This is a genomic window from Streptomyces sp. NPDC091280 (genome assembly GCF_044768565.1).
In the GTDB taxonomy this organism is placed as follows: domain Bacteria; phylum Actinomycetota; class Actinomycetes; order Streptomycetales; family Streptomycetaceae; genus Streptomyces.
Window position 1 is genome coordinate 326,407 of sequence record NZ_JBIVUZ010000007.1, and the last position, 16,482, is coordinate 342,888.

At 72.0% G+C, this 16,482-nt stretch carries 16 protein-coding genes; 15 read left to right on the forward strand and 1 reads right to left on the reverse strand.

Going from position 1 to position 16,482, the window contains the following annotated elements:
* Window positions 1-165 precede the first annotated feature (165 nt).
* Genes ACIQPR_RS22645 through ACIQPR_RS22660 form a run of 4 tightly spaced genes read left to right on the forward strand, consistent with a single transcriptional unit; the run spans window position 166 to window position 3,946 of the window.
* Complete coding sequence (locus tag ACIQPR_RS22645; protein WP_403651490.1) at window positions 166-1,098, forward strand: substrate-binding periplasmic protein; 933 nt, start codon at window positions 166-168, stop codon at window positions 1,096-1,098.
* Window positions 1,099-1,107: 9 nt separating this feature from the next.
* A complete protein-coding gene (locus ACIQPR_RS22650; RefSeq protein ID WP_403651061.1) occupies window positions 1,108-1,863 on the forward strand; it encodes an amino acid ABC transporter permease in 756 nt (251 codons plus the stop codon).
* Entirely contained in the window at window positions 1,860-2,654 is a 795-nt protein-coding gene (locus tag ACIQPR_RS22655; RefSeq protein WP_403651063.1) for an amino acid ABC transporter ATP-binding protein, read from the forward strand. The genes ACIQPR_RS22650 and ACIQPR_RS22655 overlap by 4 nt, the downstream gene beginning before the upstream one ends.
* A complete protein-coding gene (locus tag ACIQPR_RS22660) occupies window positions 2,651-3,946 on the forward strand; it encodes an NAD(P)/FAD-dependent oxidoreductase (protein WP_403651064.1) in 1,296 nt (431 codons plus the stop codon). The genes ACIQPR_RS22655 and ACIQPR_RS22660 overlap by 4 nt, the downstream gene beginning before the upstream one ends.
* On the opposite strand, the gene ACIQPR_RS22665 is transcribed toward ACIQPR_RS22660, so the two are convergent.
* Window positions 3,932-6,073: an MMPL family transporter gene (locus ACIQPR_RS22665; protein WP_403651066.1), complete on the reverse strand. Its 2,142-nt coding sequence runs from the start codon at window positions 6,071-6,073 to the stop codon at window positions 3,932-3,934. The two genes, ACIQPR_RS22660 and ACIQPR_RS22665, sit on opposite strands and share 15 nt — an antisense overlap.
* A gap of 212 nt (window positions 6,074-6,285) precedes the next feature.
* On the opposite strand from ACIQPR_RS22665, the gene ACIQPR_RS22670 reads away from it, so the two are divergent.
* The 11 genes from ACIQPR_RS22670 to ACIQPR_RS22720 all read left to right on the forward strand — a co-directional run bounded on the left by ACIQPR_RS22670 (window position 6,286) and on the right by ACIQPR_RS22720 (window position 16,481).
* On the forward strand, window positions 6,286-6,777 hold the full coding sequence (locus ACIQPR_RS22670) for a hypothetical protein (RefSeq protein ID WP_403651068.1): 492 nt from the start codon (window positions 6,286-6,288) through the stop codon (window positions 6,775-6,777).
* A gap of 144 nt (window positions 6,778-6,921) precedes the next feature.
* Entirely contained in the window at window positions 6,922-7,227 is a 306-nt protein-coding gene (locus tag ACIQPR_RS22675; RefSeq protein ID WP_403651070.1) for an MSMEG_0570 family nitrogen starvation response protein, read from the forward strand.
* Complete coding sequence (locus tag ACIQPR_RS22680; RefSeq protein ID WP_403651072.1) at window positions 7,224-8,540, forward strand: MSMEG_0569 family flavin-dependent oxidoreductase; 1,317 nt, start codon at window positions 7,224-7,226, stop codon at window positions 8,538-8,540. Before ACIQPR_RS22675 ends, ACIQPR_RS22680 begins: the two co-directional genes overlap by 4 nt.
* 13 nt (window positions 8,541-8,553) lie before the next feature.
* The gene (locus ACIQPR_RS22685) at window positions 8,554-9,369 is read left to right on the forward strand and encodes an amidohydrolase family protein (protein WP_403651074.1); all 816 of its coding nucleotides are present in this window, start codon (window positions 8,554-8,556) and stop codon (window positions 9,367-9,369) included.
* 41 nt (window positions 9,370-9,410) lie between these two features.
* The gene (locus tag ACIQPR_RS22690; RefSeq protein ID WP_403651076.1) at window positions 9,411-9,932 is read left to right on the forward strand and encodes an MSMEG_0572/Sll0783 family nitrogen starvation response protein; all 522 of its coding nucleotides are present in this window, start codon (window positions 9,411-9,413) and stop codon (window positions 9,930-9,932) included.
* Between the two features lie 10 nt (window positions 9,933-9,942).
* Window positions 9,943-11,040 carry an MSMEG_0568 family radical SAM protein gene (locus ACIQPR_RS22695; protein WP_403651078.1) on the forward strand — a complete coding sequence of 366 codons (1,098 nt, stop codon included), beginning with the start codon at window positions 9,943-9,945 and terminating at the stop codon, window positions 11,038-11,040.
* Between the two features lie 5 nt (window positions 11,041-11,045).
* Entirely contained in the window at window positions 11,046-12,476 is a 1,431-nt protein-coding gene (locus ACIQPR_RS22700) for an MSMEG_0567/sll0787 family protein (protein WP_403651080.1), read from the forward strand.
* Entirely contained in the window at window positions 12,473-13,324 is an 852-nt protein-coding gene (locus ACIQPR_RS22705; protein WP_403651082.1) for a carbon-nitrogen hydrolase family protein, read from the forward strand. Before ACIQPR_RS22700 ends, ACIQPR_RS22705 begins: the two co-directional genes overlap by 4 nt.
* Window positions 13,321-14,157 (forward strand): carbon-nitrogen hydrolase family protein, encoded by an 837-nt coding sequence (locus ACIQPR_RS22710; protein ID WP_403651084.1) that lies wholly within the window; start codon window positions 13,321-13,323, stop codon window positions 14,155-14,157. Before ACIQPR_RS22705 ends, ACIQPR_RS22710 begins: the two co-directional genes overlap by 4 nt.
* Window positions 14,154-15,239 carry an MSMEG_0565 family glycosyltransferase gene (locus tag ACIQPR_RS22715; RefSeq protein ID WP_403651085.1) on the forward strand — a complete coding sequence of 362 codons (1,086 nt, stop codon included), beginning with the start codon at window positions 14,154-14,156 and terminating at the stop codon, window positions 15,237-15,239. Before ACIQPR_RS22710 ends, ACIQPR_RS22715 begins: the two co-directional genes overlap by 4 nt.
* Before the next feature lie 66 nt (window positions 15,240-15,305).
* Window positions 15,306-16,481, forward strand: a complete 1,176-nt coding sequence (locus ACIQPR_RS22720; RefSeq protein ID WP_403651087.1) for an acyl-CoA dehydrogenase family protein — start codon at window positions 15,306-15,308, stop codon at window positions 16,479-16,481.
* The last annotated feature ends 1 nt before the right edge of the window (window position 16,482 follow it).

Below are 16,482 nucleotides of genomic sequence, written 5' to 3' on the forward strand. Positions count from 1 at the left end.
ACGCACCGTACAGCGGACCGCATGAATCCGGCCATAACTTCGTACGAAGTGGACGATGACGGACGGCCGGTCGGTGCCTAGCGTTTGGGCCCAATCACTTCCCGCCGAGGGCACAGCGCGGTGAACGGCGGGTCCCTTCAGTGCCGATACGGAAGGCCCGTGCCGATGATCCGTGTGCGCTCGCTCGTCGTGGCGTTGTCCGCGACATTGCTGCTGTCCACCGTCGCCGCCTGTGGTTCGGGCGGCGACGACGCCCCGAAGAACGTCTCCGCGAAGACCGCCGCGCTGGGCACCCTCACACCCGGTGTCCTCAAGGTGGCCGTCCAGCCGTACGCGCCCTACACCACCGTGCGGGGCGGGAAGATCGTCGGGCTGGACGGCGACATCCTCACGTATGTCGCCGAGAAGCTGGGGCTCGACATCAAGCCCCAGGTGACGGACTTCGCGGGCATGCTAGCCGGGGTGCAGTCCCGCCGTGTCGACATCACCGTCGGCGGGGTCGCCTGGTCCGCCGACCGGCAGAAACAGGGGCTGTTCACCGATCCGCCGTACTACTCGCCCCCGGCGATGGCCGTACGCAGCGGCAAGACGTACCGGACGGTCGCCGACCTCAAGGGCCTGAACCTCGGCACGGTCGACGGCTATGTGTGGGTCAAGTCGATCCAGGCCGTGCCGGGCGCGAAGCTGCACGCCTACCCGGACGCCAACGGTGTCTTCGACGACCTCGGCGCCGGCCGTATCGACGCAGGTTTCCTCGACCCGCTGATCATCATCGCGGCGCAGAAGCAGCGCCCGGACCTGAAGATCGCCACCGAGTACCTGACCCCGCCGACCGCCGCCGAGGTCGAGGCGAAGCCGGCCCTCCAGTACTTCGAGCCGTACCAGACGGGCTTCTATCTCCCCAAGAGCGCCACGAAGTTGGAGCGGGCGATCTCCGCGCAGATCGACGCGATGTACCGCAACGGCGAGTTGGCGAAGCTCGTCACCAAGTACGGCGGAGATCCGCAGCAGTTCCTCAGGCCCGCCGCCGATGTCGCGACCTCCCGGCGCGGTGTGGACCGACCGGCTGACTGGACACCGCCGTCCATCGGGAAGTGAGGCGCCGACATGTCGCAGCTCTTCCAAGTCCCCTGGTCCGACTACCGTTCCGACCTGATCGACGCGCTGTGGCGGACGATCTCGTACACGGTGGTCAGCTTCGTCGGCGCGGTGCTGCTGGGTCTGGTCGTGGCGCTGCTGCGGCTCAGCAGGGCATGGCCCGCGCGGGCCCTGGCCGCCGTCTACACCGAGCTGTTCAAGAACATCCCGCTGCTCGCCATCATCTTCCTGACCTACTTCGGTCTGGCCTCGGCGGGCATCCGGCTGGACGTGTTCACCGCCGGCTGTCTGAGCCTCGTCGTCTTCTACGCCGCCTATCTGTCCGAGATCTTCCGCTCCGCGATCAGCGGGGTGCACGAGGGGCAGACCGAGGCCGGTGAGGCGCTGGGCATCGGGAAGCTCGGGATCTTCGTCCACATCGTGCTGCCGCAGGCGGTCCGCCAGGCGCTGGCCGGCACCAACACCATGCTGGTGGACCTGCTGAAGTCCACCTCGCTGCTGGTGACCGTCTCCGCCGCCGAGCTGATGTCGGAGGGCCGGCTGATCACCTCGGCGACCTTCCGGGCCCTGGAGGTGTACCTCGTCATCTCCGCCATCTACTTCGCCCTGTGCTACCCGCTCTCCCAGCTCCTCCTGCTGCTGGAGCGCAAGGTGCGCGCGGGCGTCCCTCTCTCCCCGTGGCGGCGGCGCAGGGTGCGTACGGCACGGGCGCTGCTCGCCGCCGACCTGCTCATCCCGGCGAACCCGAAGGAGCCGGCCGTATGACCGAGCCCGTCATCACCTCGAAGACCGACTCAACTCCCCACGCCGACACGGTCGTTCGGATCGAGCGGCTCAGCAAGTCCTTCGACGGGCGGCGCGTGCTCGACGACGTGAGCCTTGAGGTCGGGCGGGGCCGGATCGTCAGCGTCATCGGGCAGAGCGGCGGCGGCAAGACCACGCTGATGCGGTGCGTGAACCTGCTGGAGCGGCCCGACCGCGGCACGGTCGAGGTCGCCGGGGAGGTGGTGCACCGCGACGGGCGCACGGTCTGCCGCGACCTGCCAGGGCTGCGCCGCACGGTCGGCATGGTCTTCCAGCGCTTCAACCTCTTCCCGCACCTCACGGCCGTGGAGAACGTCGTGGTCGCCCAACGCAAGGCCGGCGTACCGGAGTCGGAGGCCCTGGAGCGGGCCGTGGCCCTGCTGCGCCGGGTCGGGGTGGCCCACCGGGGTCTGGCCCTGCCCGACCGGCTCTCCGGCGGAGAGCAGCAACGCGTCGCCATCGCACGGGCGTTGGCGCTCCGGCCCGAAGTGCTGCTCTTCGACGAACCCACGTCCTCCCTGGACCCGGAGGCGACCCGCGAGGTGCTGAGCGTGATGCGCGAACTGGCCGCCGACGGCATGACGATGCTGCTGGTCACCCATGAACTCCCCTTCGCCCGCGAGGTGTCGGACCGTGTCGTCTTCGTCGACGGCGGCCGGATCGTCGAGGAGGGGCCGTCGGAACAGGTCATCGACCGCCCCGAACAGGCCCGCACCCGCGCCTTCCTCGCCGCCTACGGGACGACGTCATGACCGGCCGCGAAGGCCCGGTCGTCGTGGTCGGCGGCGGGGTCGTGGGACTGTGCACGGCCTACTACCTGGCCGAGGCGGGCCTCGAAGTGGAGGTCGTCGAGCGGCGCGCGCTGGGCTCGGGGGCGTCCCGGGGCAACGCGGGCTGGATCTGCCTCAGCCATTCGACGCCGGTCCCCGCGCCCGGCGTGGTGCGCTACGCGCTGCGCTCCCTGGGCCGCCCGGACTCGCCGCTGTATCTACGGCCGCTGCCCGATCCGGCGTTCGTCCGGTGGCTGTGGCGGTTCTGGCGCAGCAGTACCCCGGCCGCGTTCCGGCACGGCTACACGGCCATCGCCGAGCTGAACCGCGGCACCTTCGACCTGTTCGACGGGTTGCGGGCGGCCGGAGTCGAGACGGGGCTGACCCGGCCCGGCATGGTGCACGCCTTCCTCTCCCCCGCCGAGGCGCGCCACCATCTCGCCGTCCAGCGGCAGATGGCGCACGGCCGCTACCCGCTGCCGGGCGACGTGGTCACGGGCGACGAGGCCCGCCTCCTGGACCCCGCGCTGTCCGACCGGGTGCGGGCCGCGTATCTGGTGGAGGGCGAGGGCGTGGTCGATCCGGCGGCGTTCGCCCGTGCCCTGGGCCAGGCGCTCGCCGCGTCCGGGGTGAAGGTCCACGAGAACACGGAGGCCACCGGGTTCCGGACGGAGGGAAGCCGGGTCACCGCGCTGCGCACCGCGACCGGTGAGATCCCCTGCTCGGCCGCCGTCATCGCGGCCGGCACGCGCTCCTCGGACCTGCTCGGCCCGCTCGGCCGTCCGCTGCCGTTGCAGGCCGGGAAGGGCTACAGCTTCTCGGTCGACCTGGAGCGGGCGCCCCGGCACACGCTGTACTTCGGCGAGCGCAGGGCCGTCGCCTCGCCGATCGGGGCCACCACCCGCATCGGCGGGACGATGGAGCTCAGCGGCAACAACAACCGGCTGGACTGGCGCCGGATCGTCGCGGTCGCTCTCGCCAGCCGGCACTATCTGGGCCGCTGGTTCGAGGACCCGGACGACCTGGTGAGCCTCATCCGCGATCCGTGGGTGGGCGGGCGGCCCTTCCTGCCGGACGGGCTGCCGGTCGTCGACCGCGTCCCGGGGCACGACAACGTGTTCGCGGCGACCGGGCACGGCATGCTCGGCGTCACGCTGGGCCCGGTCACCGGCCGTACCCTCGCCGACTACGTCCGCACCGGCCGCCGCCCCGACGTCCTCGTGCCGTTCCGCTTCGACAGGGCGCCCTGGAACGGGGGTTCAGCCGGTCGGTGACTTCGCCCCGGTGCCCTCCGGGTGCGGGGCGGACGGCTGGACCCGCAGCGGGCGGGCCGCCCAGGCGGGCAGGTGCCAGTTCCAGCCGCCGAACAGGGAGACCAGGGACGGCACGAGCAGCATCCGCACGATGGTCGCGTCCAGCAGGATGCCGATGCCGAGACCGGTCGCCAGGGTCTTGAGGTCGGTGCCCGGTCCCGAGGCGAGCGCGGCGAAGGCGAGGAAGAGGATGAGTGCGGCGCTGGTGACGAGGCGGCCGGTGCGGCCGATGCCCTCGACCACCGCTTGGTCGGTGGACAGGCCGGCGTCGTACTCCTCCCGGATGCGGGTGAGGATGAACACCTCGTAGTCCATGGACAGTCCGAACAGGAACGCGAAGATCATGATCGGGATCCAGAACGTGACGGCGCCCGTGGCGGCGATCCCGAAGATCGCCTGGGAGCCGTGGCCGTCCTGCCAGAAGAGGACCATCAGGCCGAGTGTCGCCGCCAGCGAGACCAGGTTGAGCAGCACCGCCTTCAGCGGCAGCAGCAGCGACCGGAAGGCGCGCACGAGCAGGATGTACGTCAGCAGCGCGATGATCGTGAGCATCAGCGGGAAGTTGCCGTAGACCGCGTGCAGGAAGTCGATCTGGGCCGCGCCGACCCCGGCGACGCCGATGGCGCCGGGCAGGTGCTCGGTGGCGGTCCTGACCCGTCGTACGACGTCGACGCTCTTGGAGTTGACGGTCTCGGTGTCGGGGACGACCACGACGATGCTCTGTCCGCCGCGGTTGCCTGCGGGTCCGGTCGGCACGAACACGCTGCTCACGCCGTCGACCTTGGCGAGTGCCGCGGCGACGGGCTTCGCCCGGTCGGTGCTGACCAGGACCTCCATGGGGGTGAGCGCGCCGGTCGGGACGCCACCGCGTTCCAGGGTCTGGAGGGTCTCGTAGGCCGGGCCGCTCTTGGCCAGGGACGCGGAGGAGGCGAGGCCGATCTTGATGCCGAGGAAGACGCCGACGAGGGCCGCGAGGGCGGCCAGCGCGGCGCCGGCCGCGATCCAGCGGCGCCGTACGACGGCGGTGGTCCAGCGGATCCAGAAGCGGCTCGCGCGGTTCTCGTGCCGGATCTTGGGCCAGTCGACCTTCGGCCCGATGCCGCCGAGGATCGCGGGGGTCAGGGTGAGGGTCGTCAGCACGCTGGCGAGCGGGATGAGCGCGCCGCCGTAGCCCATGCTGCGCAGGAACGGGACGGGCAGGACGACCAGGGAGAGCAGGCCGATGGCGACCGTGACGCCGCTGAAGACGACGGCGTGTCCGGCGTGCTCCATCGCGACGACGACCGCGTCGTGGTTGTCCCGGCCGCGGTCGCGCTCCTCGCGCCAGCGGGTGACGAAGAGCAGCGAGTAGTCGATCGCGACGCCCAGGCCGATGAGGGCGACCAGGAACTGCACGATGAAGGACACGTCGGTCGCGTAGGTGAGCGGCAGCAGCATCACGAAGGTCGCGAGGATCGACACGGCGGCCACCAGCAGCGGCAGCAGGGCGAGGAAGGACGCGAACACGAAGGCGAGGACGGCGAGCGCGCCGACGGCGCCGAGCAGGGTCTCGCCGAGGACGCCGGGGCCGCCTCCGTCGTCGCCGCCGGTGGCGAGCGGGTCCTCGCCCGTGACCCCGACCGTCGCGCCCGCCGGGACGGCCTTCTCGGCCGCCGTCCGGATCGGCTCGGTCAGCGCCTTCTGGCTGGGGGACGGGTTGAAGCGGTAGAACACCAGCGCGTAGGCGGTGCGGTCGTCCTTCGTCCGGAACGCCTTGTCCCCGGTGTTCGCCTCGTCGATCACCCGCAGGCCCGGAGCGGCCGTGCCGGCGGCGGTGAACACCCGCCCGACATCGGCCTCGTGGCCGGTGACGGTCTGCCCGGCCGGCAGGGTGACCGCGACGAGATAGGGATTGGTGTCGCCGCCGCTGCCGAAGGCCTTCTCGATCTTGTGGGCGGTCACGGTGCCGGGCTGGCCGGGCAGCGAGAAGTCGATCGTCAGCCGGTCCGTGGTCCGGCCGGCCAGCGCGATGCCGGCGATCAGCACGAGACCCCAGAACGCGACCACCGCTTTGCGGTGCCGCAGCACGAATTCGGCCCACCGTCGCATGCCGGACCTTCCCAGCGTCGTAGGTTGCGCGAGTCTAGCCCGGCGCCCCGTTCATCCGCTATCGGGATGATCCATCCGGTATGACGGGATCCGGAAGCACGGAATCCGCGTCGGCGCCCCTCTGCGCCCCTCGGGAAGAGAGCGCGGCGCAGGGCTGTTTTAGCCTTTGCGTACCGGATCAGCACCGGACTCCTGAGAGCGGAGCAGTCAACGTGAACGACGCGTCGAAGACCGACATACGCCAGGTGCCCGACCCGCTGGCGCCGCCCCCCGACACACTGGAGCGGGTACGTCGGCACCGGCGGCACACCCTGGAACTGCTCACCGTCTGCTCCGTGGGACTGATCCCCTGGACGATTCTGCTGGCGGTCACGCTGCCGTCCGCCTACGAGGTCCACCAGTGGCGGGTGACCTGGGTCGGGTTCGATGTCCTGCTCGTGCTCTCGATGGCGGCCACCGCGCTGCTCGGCTGGCGGCGGCACCGGGCCGTCATCGTGGCGGCGGTCTTCTCGGCGACGCTGCTGATCTGCGACGCGTGGTTCGACGTGTCGCTGGCCTTCGGCACCTCGGCCGTCTGGTCGGCAACGGCTCTCGCGGTCTTCGCCGAACTGCCGCTGGCGTACTACCTGATCCACCGGGTGCTGGGAATGATCTCGCTCGCGCAGTGGCCGTCCGCGGAATCGGCCACCAGGCTCACCGAATAGCGGGTTTGCCTCTGCGGCAACGGTGAGTTTTTCGCAACTCCCCTTTGTTCCCGATGACTTCGTTCGGAAATCCACAGGGCTGAAGTTGGTCGCCATGGAGAGCGGCGAGGTGGCAAGACCTCGGCGCACGGCATGGAGGATGTCATGCCCGAGATGTATTTCGATGTGCGCTGGCCCGACGGTCTGACCCAGCGCTGCTATTCCCCCTCCACGATAGTCGAGGACTACTTCGTTCCAGGCTCCTCGTACGAGCTCGCGGAATTCGTCGAGCGCAGCCGTACGGCACTCGGTATCGCCGGTGAGCGGGTGCGGGAGAAGTTCGGCTTCCACTGCACCGGCGCCTCGGACCAACTGGCCCGCATAGAACGGACGGCCGCCGCGTACGGCGACGTCAGCGGCGCCGAGGTCACGGTCGAGGCGCTCCTGGGCGCCGACGGGAGTCCGCGGTGAACCCGGTGATCCGCCTGGCCGGCGCGCACTTCCCGGTCGCCGTGGTGGGCGGTGGCCAGGCGGGGCTCTCCGTCAGCCACGAGCTGCGCGAACGCGGTGTCGACCACGTCGTCGTCGAGGCCCACCGGGTCGGCCACGAGTGGCGCGAGCGGCGCTGGGACTCCTTCTGCCTGGTGACCCCCAACTGGCAGTGCAGACTGCCCGGTCACCCCTACCGGGGCGACGATCCCGACGGGTTCATGGTCCGCGAGGACATCGTGCGGTACCTGGAGGACTACGTCGCCCGGTTCCGGCCGCCGCTGGTCGAGGGCGTGACGGTCACCAGGCTGCGCCGCGCGCCCGGCGGGGTCTTCGAACTCGCCACCGCGCAGGGCGACTTCACCGCCGACCAGGTGGTGATCGCGACCGGCCCGTACCACACCCCTTCCGTCCCGCCCCTGGCCCAGCGGCTGCCCGGTTCCGTCACCCAGGTCCACTCCTCGCGCTACCGCAACCCCGCCCAACTCCCGCCGGGCGCCGTGCTGGTGGTCGGCACCGGCCAGTCCGGCTGCCAGATCGCCGAGGACCTGCACCTCGCCGGACGCCAGGTGCACCTGTCCGTGGGCAGCGCTCCGCGCGTGGCCCGCTTCTACCGCGGCCGTGACTGCGTGGCCTGGCTCGACGACATGGGCCACTACGCGAAGAGCATCGACGACTTCGACGACGCCGGCGCGGTCCGGATGCGCGTCAACCACTACGTCACCGGACGCGACGGAGGCCGTGACATCGACCTGCGCGCCTTCGCCCGCGACGGCATGCGGCTGTACGGCAGACTCACCGAAGTCGGCGGCACGGCACTGGAGTTCGCCGACGACCTCAAGGTGAACCTCGACCACGCGGACGCGGTGGCGGAGGGCATCAAGGACGCCATCGACGCCCACATCACCGCGCGGGGCATCGCCGCGCCGGACGAACCGCGGTACGTACCCGTGTGGGAACCGGACGACCGGCCGCGCGCACTCGACCTGGAGCGGACCGGCATCACCTCGGTCGTCTGGTCGACCGGGTTCCGCCGCGACCACCGCTGGATCGAGGCGCCGGTCTTCGACGGCCGCGGCTACCCGATGCACTGGCGCGGCGCCACCAGCGTCCCCGGCCTGTACTTCCTGGGTCTGCCCTGGCAGCACTCGTGGGGTTCGGGACGCTTCGAAGCGGTGGGCAGGGACGCGGAGTTCCTCGCGGACCACATCGACGCCTCGCGCCGCCTGGCCGACGTGTGCGGCACCCTCACCGGCGCCCCCACCGACCTGGCCTCGGCCCTGCCGATCGGCTGAGGAACTCACCACCATGGTCTTCGACGCACACCGCCACATCGGCGTCCTGCCCGCCCATCCCTTCTACGGCGGCCCGCCCGTCAACCCCGACACCACCGCCCGCGCCACGGTCCGGCAGCTCATCGCCGACCTGGACGCGGAGGGCACCGAACGCGCCCTGGTCATCCCGAACTACGGCGTGCCCGACCCCTCGATCGCGTTCTCCTTCAACGAGTTGGCGATCGAGGCCGCCCAGACCGACGACCGCATCCGGGCCGGACTGTGGGTGTCCCCGCGCCCCGAGGACGAGCAACGCACCGCCCAGGCCCTGGCGTTGGCGGGTGAGCGCGGGGTGAAGGCGCTCAAGCTGAGCTTCCTGCTCGGCGGCCGTCCGACCGACCCGGCCTGCCGCCCGCACCTGGACCGCATCTTCGCCGTGGCGGCCCGGCACGGGCTGGTGGTGCACGTCCACACCTCCCCCGGCGCCGCCTCCGACATCGACGAGGTCGGCCATCTGGTCGACTGGTACGCCGACCGGGTCCCCGTCCATCTCGTGCATTTCGGCGGCGGCATGAGCGGCCACATCAAGCTCGCCGGTTCCCGGTTCTTCGACTGGATCACCGCCGGCAAGCACGTCTACACCGACCTCTCCTGGGCCATCGGCTTCACTCCCCGCTGGCTGGCCCAGGAGATCGAGCGCCGCGGCATCGGCCACGACCGGGTGCTCTTCGCCAGCGACCAGCCGTGGGGCGACTTCACGGGCGAGTACGCCCGCCTCGCCGAGGCGACCGGCGGCGGCGCACTCGGCGAGCTGGTCTTCCGGGACACCTTCGCCGCGCTCTACGACTGACCGACCCCCTTCCCAAGTCCGGTACGCACAAGGAGACAGCCATGTCCGAAACCGTCGAACTCAGCGAGATCGAGCAGAAGTCCCTCAACGAGATCCCCCACCCCTCGCTCCCCGAGGGCACCAGCATCTACGGCTCCACGAAGGTGTTCCCCGACTACAAGGCCGAGGACGGGGAGACGTACTTCACGCTCGTCCACGGCATCGCCCACGAGTCGTCGGTCTCCTTCGTCGCCGTCCTCCAGGCCACCCGCGCACTGCGCAAGGGCTTCGAGACGGCCATCTACTTCTACGGCCCCGGCTCCCTCAACTGCCTCGCCACGCGCGGCTTCCCGACCACCGGCAACTCGGCCTTCCCCGGCGAGCACAACATCAACAACCAGCTCAAGACGTTCATCTCCGAAGGCGGCAAGGTCTTCTGCTGCCGCTTCGGCCTCTCCCTGCACGGCGCCCGCGAGGAGGACCTCATCGAGGGCGTCATCCCGACCCACCCGCTCGACGTCCAGGACGCGCTGATCCACTACGCGCGCAAGGGCGCCATCATCAACTCCACCTACCAGCTGTAAGGGGCGGGCCGTGAGCGTTGGCACCAACACAGCGGTGGACGTGCGGATCATGACCCGTGCCGAACTCGCCCTCCACGGCGTCCGGTCGGACGCTCCGGTGCGGCGGCCGGACGGCGCGGGACCGAGCGACGACGGTCACTTTCTGATCGGGCACGGTCCCGTCGACGGTGCCAACGCCGCGCTGCCCACCAACCCCGAGAGCCCCTACTCCCTACGGGACGGCAGGGTGTGGCTCGGCGAGGACGACACCGGCCTGACCCTGTCGGCCGTGGACCGCCCGCAGTTCTACGACCTCACCACCGCCGACGGCGTCCCCTACGAGCACATCGCCCGCCTGCACGGCGCCGACGTCCTCGCCACCACCGTCGTCCAGACCTGCATCCGCTACGCCGAGTCCGACCGCTGCCGCTTCTGCACCATCGAGGAGTCCCTGCGCTCGGGCGCGACGGTCGCCGCGAAGACTCCGGCCCAGCTCGCCGAAGTCGCCGAGGCCGCCGTCCGGTTGGACGGCGTACGGCAGCTGGTCATGACCACCGGCACGACGACCGGACCCGACCGGGGCGCCCGCGCTCTCGTACGGTCCGTCCGCGCGGTCCTGGCGGCCGTGCCCGGCCTCCCCATCCAGGTGCAGTGCGAACCGCCCGGCGACCTCGCCTGGATCCGCGCCCTGCACGACGCCGGGGCCACCGCGATCGGCATCCACGTCGAGTCCCTCGACGAGGAGGTGCGCCGGCGCTGGATGCCGGGCAAGTCGAGCGTCCCGCTCACCGAGTACGAGGCCGCGTGGGACGAGGCGGTGCGGGTCTTCGGGCCGAACCGCGTCTCCACGTACCTGCTCGTCGGGCTCGGCGAGCGTCCCGACGAACTCATCGCGGGCGCCGGTGAGTTGATCAACCGGGGGGTGTATCCGTTCGTCGTCCCGTTCCGGCCGATGGCGGGCACGCTCGCCGCACGGGACGGCATCGCGGCGCCGAGCGCGGAACTCCTGACGTACGTCACCGAAGGCGTCGCCGCCCGGCTGCGGGCGGCCGGGATGAGCGGCGCGGACCAGAAGGCGGGCTGCGCGGCCTGCGGCGCGTGCAGTGTGCTGCGCGCCGCGGGCGGGTGAACGCCATGTACCTCGACGGCTCGACGGCACCGCTCGCGGCGGACGGCCCGGTGGACATCCTGGCCCTGCTCGGCGACCGCAGCACCCTCGCCCGCCGCCCCGCGTTCCATATCCAACAGGCCGACGGAAAGGCGGAGTTGGCCGCCTACCGACGGCTTCGCACCGACACCTTCGTGCACGAGCAGCGACTGTTCAGCGGCGACGACCTCGACGACCGTGACACCGACCCCCGTACCGTCGTGCTGGTCGCCAAGGCCGCGGACGGCACGGTGGTCGGCGGGGTCCGGCTGGGACCGGTCGACGACGGGATCGACCTGGGCTGGTGGCAGGGCGGCCGACTGGTCGTCGCCCCGGAGGCTCGCGGCCCGCTCGGTATCGGCGCGGCGCTGGTCCGGGCCGCCTGCGCACGGGCGGAGGCGGAGGGCGCGCTGCGCTTCGACGCGACCGTGCAGGCCCGCAACGAGGTGCTGTTCCGGCGGCTCGGCTGGCGGCCGGTGCGCGCGACGCGGGTGGCCGACGCCCCGCACCTGCTGATGCGGTGGCCCGTCGCGCGGATCGCGGCTCAAGTCGCCGCCACCAAGGCCGCGTTGGGCGGTCTGCTCGCCGAGCTGCCCGCGCCGCCCGGCTTCGGCGGCGACGACGGCGCGCCCGTGCCGGGCACCGATGTGATCGCCGCGTGCGACGCGATCGTGCCGTCGATGGTGGAGCGGGACCCGGAGTGGGCGGGCTGGTGCGGGGTCCTGGTGAACGTCAACGACCTGGCGGCGATGGGTGCTTCACCGGTCGGCCTGCTGGACGCGATCGGCGCGCGTGACACGGCGCAGGCCGCCCTGGTCCTCGCCGGACTGACCCGGGCGGCACGGGCCTACGGCGTCCCGGTGCTGGGCGGGCACACCCAACTCGGCGTCCCCGCCGCCCTGTCGGTGACCGCGCTGGGCCGCACCGGACGGCCGGTACCGGGCGGTGGCGGCCGTCCCGGGCACGCCGTCCGGCTCACGGCCGACCTCGGCGGCGGCTGGCGCGCCGGCTACCGGGGCCGTCAGTGGGACTCGACCACCCGTCGTCGCGGCGAGGAACTCCGCGCGATGACAAGGGCGGTGGCCGTCGCGCGGCCCGCCGCCGCGAAGGACGTGTCGATGGCCGGGATCGCCGGGACGCTGGGGATGCTCGCCGAGGCGAGCGGCTGCGGGGCGGTGCTCGACGTCGCCGCCGTGCCCCGTCCGGCGGGCGCGTCCATGGGCGACTGGCTGACCTGCTTCCCCGGCTTCGCGATGCTGACCGCCGACGAGCCGCACGCGCCACCGCTGCCGGCGGGGCCCGCGATCGGCGCCGTGTGCGGGGAGTTGACCGCGGGGCAGGGGGTCGGGCTGCGCTGGCCGGACGGAGAGATCACCGAGGCGGTCACCTCGACGGTGACCGGAATGGGGACGGCATGAGCACGCTGCGGATGGCGGCCGTGGCCGCCGAGTTCGGCCGCGATCTGGAGGAGGACTTCACGATCGCCGAACGGCTGGTCAAGGAGGCCCGGGAGCAGGGCGTACGGCTCCTGGCCCTGCCGGAGGCGTGCCTCGGCGGATACCTGCTGAGCCTGGACGACGAGGACGCCTTGGACGAAGGGCCGCCCGCGCTCGCCCTCGACGGCCCGGAGATCCGCCGACTCGCTTCGCTGGCGGGCGAGTTGACGGTCGTGGCCGGATACTGCGAGGCAGCCGGGGACGCCCGCTACAACAGTGTCGTCTGCGTCAGCGGCGACGGCGTCCTCGGCAACCACCGCAAGGTCCACCAGCCGCTGAGCGAGGACGCGAGCTACTCCTCCGGCGACCGCTTCCACGCCTTCGACACACCGGTCGGCCGGATCGGCATGATGATCTGCTACGACAAGGCGTTCCCGGAGTCGGCGCGGGCGCTGGCCCTGGACGGCGCCGAGATCGGTGTGTGCGTGTCGGCGTGGCCGGGGGCGCGGACGAACGCGAGCGCGGACCTGGAACAGGACCGCTGGAAGCGGCGTTTCGACCTGTTCGACCGGGCCCGCGCCCTGGAGAACCAGATCGTGTGGCTGTCCGCCAACCAGTCGGGCACCTTCGGGTCGCTACGCTTCGTCGGCAGTGCCAAGGTCGTCGACCCGGGCGGCGAGATCCTCGCCGACACGGGCGTGACCTCCGGCATCGCCGTCGCCGAACTCGACGTCGCCCAGGCTCTGGAGACCGCCCGCCGGTCGATGGGACACCTGCGCGACCGGCGGCCCGAGACCTATGGCCCAGCCCCGGGAGCAGTCACCGTATGAGCACCGTCCGGATCGCGGCCGCCGCCGCCCACTTCGGCCGCGACCTGGAGTTCGACCTCGCGCGCGTCGGCAAACTCATCGAGGACGCCCGGGGTTCGGGCGCCGATCTGCTGGTGCTGCCCGACGCCGCGCTCGGCGGCTACCTGGCCGACCTGCGCCACCCCGACCCCGAGGCGCTGCCTCCGGCCCTCAAGCCCGACGACCCGCTCATCCTCCGGGTCGCCCGGCTGGCGGCCGAGATGGTGGTGTGCGTGGGCTACTGCGAGGACGGCGGGACCGAGCGCTACAACGCGGCCGTGTGCGTCAGCGGCGACGGTGTCCTCGGCCGGCACCGCAAGGTGCACCTCCCGGCCGGCGAGGTCGCCGCGTACACGGCGGGGGACCGCTTCGACGCCTTCGACACACCGGTCGGCCGGATCGGCATGCTCATCGACTACGACAAGACCTTCCCGGAGTCGGCCCGTTCGCTGGCCCTGGACGGCGCCGAGATCCTCGCCTGTCTGTCCGCCTGGCCCACCAGCATCACCAACCGCGCCCCGCGCATGGCCCAGGACCGCCAGGCCCGGCTCTTCGACCTCTACGACCAGTCCCGCGCCGCCGAGAACCAGGTCGTGCTGGCCTCCTCCAACCAGACCGGCGCCCTCGGCGGCATGCGCTTCCTCGGCCAGGCCAAGGTGGTCGGCCCCGGCGGCGACATCCTCGCCCGCACCTGGTCCAAGGCCGGTCTCGCGGTCGCCGAGATCGACGTCGCCGCCGAGACCGACCGGGCCCGCCGCGTGCTGCGCCACCTCGACGAGCGCCGTCCCGACGCCTACCGGGAGTCCCGTACGTGAAGATCGCCCTGCTCAGCTACTCGACCCGGCCGCGCGGCGGGGTCGTCCACACCCTCGCCCTGGCGGAGGCCCTGGCGGCGCTGGGCGAGGACGTCACGGTGTGGACCCTGGGCCGGGGCGGCGACGCGGGCTTCCACCGCCCGGTGGACCCGGCGGTACGGGTCGAGATCGTCCCGTTCCCGGACGGCTCGCCCGGCGAGACGGTCGGCGCCCGCGTCCTGCGCTCCATCACCACCCTGCGCGCCGCCTTCGACCCCACGCCCTACGACATCGTCCACGCCCAGGACTGCATCAGCGCCAACGCCGTCGGCCGCTGCGTCCGCACGGTCCACCACCTCGACCACTTCACCACCCCCGAACTGGCCGCCTGCCACGAGCGGGCGATCGTCGAGCCGTACGCCCACCTGTGCGTGTCGGACGCGGTCGCGCGGGAGCTGGCGGAGGGCTGGGGCATCGCGGCGCGGGTCATTCCCAACGGGGTCGCCTACGACCGTTTCGCGGTCACCGACCCGGCCGCGCGGGCGGGTTGGCGCTCCCGGCTCGGCCCGTACGTCCTGACCGTGGGCGGCATCGAGCCGCGCAAGGGCTCGCTGGACCTCCTGGAGGCCTACGCCCTGCTGCGCGCCGCCCGTCCCGACGTCCGGCTGGTGATCGCGGGCGGGGAGACCCTCTTCGACTACCGCGACTACCGGGCGGCCTGGGAGGCGCGGGCCGCCGAACTCGCCGTGGAGCCCGTCGTGTTGGGGCAGGTCGCGGAGGACGAGCTGCCGTCGCTGGTCGCCGCGGCGGACGTGTTCGCCTTCCCGTCGCTCAAGGAGGGCTTCGGGCTGGCCGCGATGGAGGCGCTGGCCGCCGGGGTGCCGCTGGTCGTGCGGGATCTGCCCGTGCTGCGCGAGGTGTTCGGGGGTGCCGCCCGATTCGCTTCCACGCACGAGGAGTTGGCCACGGAACTGGGCCACGCCCTGGTCGTCGAGGACCCGGCGCGCCGCACCGCCGGGCGGGAACTGGCCGCCCGCCACACCTGGGACACCGCGGCCCGTCGGCACCTCGCCTTCTACCGGTCCCTCAACTCCCCCGACTGAACAAGGGCGTTGACACCTCGCGCGTTCCGCGTCACGGTGAGGGCCCGTAGCGCTGGGAGGTCCCTCATGGCTCCGCTCCCGTCCGATGCCGGTCTCGTCGAACGCGTGCGGGAGATGCGACCGCTGCTCCGTGAGCGGGCGCTGCGCACCGAGCAGGAGCGGCGGGTGTCGGCGGAGGTGGTGTCCGCGCTGACGGACGCCGGGGTGTACCGGATGAACGTCCCACGCCGGTACGGGGGTTACCAGAGCCGGTTGAGCACGCAGGTCGAGGTGCTGGGCGAGATCGCCGCCGGGTGCGGTTCGACCGGGTTCATGGCGCTGAACCATGCGGGGTGCTCCTACATCGCCGCGCTGTTCCCGGACGAGGCCCAGGACGAGATCTTCACCGGCCCGGACGTGCGGATCGGCGGCACGCTCGTCCCGGACGCGGTCGCGGTGGCGACGGACAACGGCTATGTGGTCAACGGGACTTCGCGCTTCGCCACCGGCTGCCAGAACGCCGACTGGCATCTGCTGACGGCCCGGGTCGCGTCCGCCGACGGACCGCCCGAGGTGCTGTGGACGGCCGTACCGATGGCGGAGCTGGAGATCCTCGACGACTGGTACGTGTCGGGGCTGGCGGGCAGCGGAAGCAACAGTGTCGTCGCACGGGACGTGTTCGTGCCCGCCCATCGGGTGCTGCCCCTGGGGCAGTTGCTCGGGGGCGGCTCCGCCTCCAAGGCCAACGCCGACGACCCGTTCTACCGGATGCCGGTCCTGACGCTGTTCTGCGCCTGGACCGCGCCGAACGCGCTGGGCCTGGCCCGGGCGGCGCTCGCGGAGTTCACCGAGCGCATCCACCGGCGGGGCATCACGTACACCTTCCACGAGCGGCAGTACGAGGCGGGTGTCACCCATCTCCAGGTCGCCGAGGCCGCGTTGAAGATCTCCTGCGCCGAACTGCTGACCCGCGAGTTCGTCGCCCGGATCGAGTCCGCGGCCGAGCACGACGAGCCGTACACACAGGAGCGGCGCGCCGAGATCCGGGCGCGGAGCGGCTACGCGACCCGGCTGTGCAAGGAGGCCGTGGACCTCATCGCGTCCGCGTCGGGCGCCTCCTCCCTGCGGCAGGACGTCCCCGTGCAGCGCGCGGTCCGCGATCTGCACGCGCTGAGCGTCCACTCCTTCGTCAACCCCGCCACCAACCTGGAGCTGTACGGCCGGGTCCTCTCCGGGCTCGACGCGGGCACCCCCTTCCTCTGAC

Excerpts from the sequence above, each read along its gene's own strand:
- ACIQPR_RS22655 (WP_403651063.1), top strand. The coding sequence starts at position 1,860 with ATGACCGAGCCCGTCATCACCTCGAAGACCGACTCAACTCCCCACGCC.
- ACIQPR_RS22690 (WP_403651076.1), top strand. The coding sequence starts at position 9,411 with ATGTCCGAAACCGTCGAACTCAGCGAGATCGAGCAGAAGTCCCTCAAC.
- ACIQPR_RS22700 (WP_403651080.1), top strand. The coding sequence starts at position 11,046 with ATGTACCTCGACGGCTCGACGGCACCGCTCGCGGCGGACGGCCCGGTG.
- ACIQPR_RS22650 (WP_403651061.1), top strand. The coding sequence starts at position 1,108 with ATGTCGCAGCTCTTCCAAGTCCCCTGGTCCGACTACCGTTCCGACCTG.
- ACIQPR_RS22705 (WP_403651082.1), top strand. The coding sequence starts at position 12,473 with ATGAGCACGCTGCGGATGGCGGCCGTGGCCGCCGAGTTCGGCCGCGAT.
- ACIQPR_RS22710 (WP_403651084.1), top strand. The coding sequence starts at position 13,321 with ATGAGCACCGTCCGGATCGCGGCCGCCGCCGCCCACTTCGGCCGCGAC.
- ACIQPR_RS22660 (WP_403651064.1), top strand. The coding sequence starts at position 2,651 with ATGACCGGCCGCGAAGGCCCGGTCGTCGTGGTCGGCGGCGGGGTCGTG.
- ACIQPR_RS22685 (WP_403651074.1), top strand. The coding sequence starts at position 8,554 with ATGGTCTTCGACGCACACCGCCACATCGGCGTCCTGCCCGCCCATCCC.
- ACIQPR_RS22665 (WP_403651066.1), bottom strand. The coding sequence starts at position 6,073 with ATGCGACGGTGGGCCGAATTCGTGCTGCGGCACCGCAAAGCGGTGGTC.
- ACIQPR_RS22645 (WP_403651490.1), top strand. The coding sequence starts at position 166 with ATGATCCGTGTGCGCTCGCTCGTCGTGGCGTTGTCCGCGACATTGCTG.
- ACIQPR_RS22675 (WP_403651070.1), top strand. The coding sequence starts at position 6,922 with ATGCCCGAGATGTATTTCGATGTGCGCTGGCCCGACGGTCTGACCCAG.
- ACIQPR_RS22720 (WP_403651087.1), top strand. The coding sequence starts at position 15,306 with ATGGCTCCGCTCCCGTCCGATGCCGGTCTCGTCGAACGCGTGCGGGAG.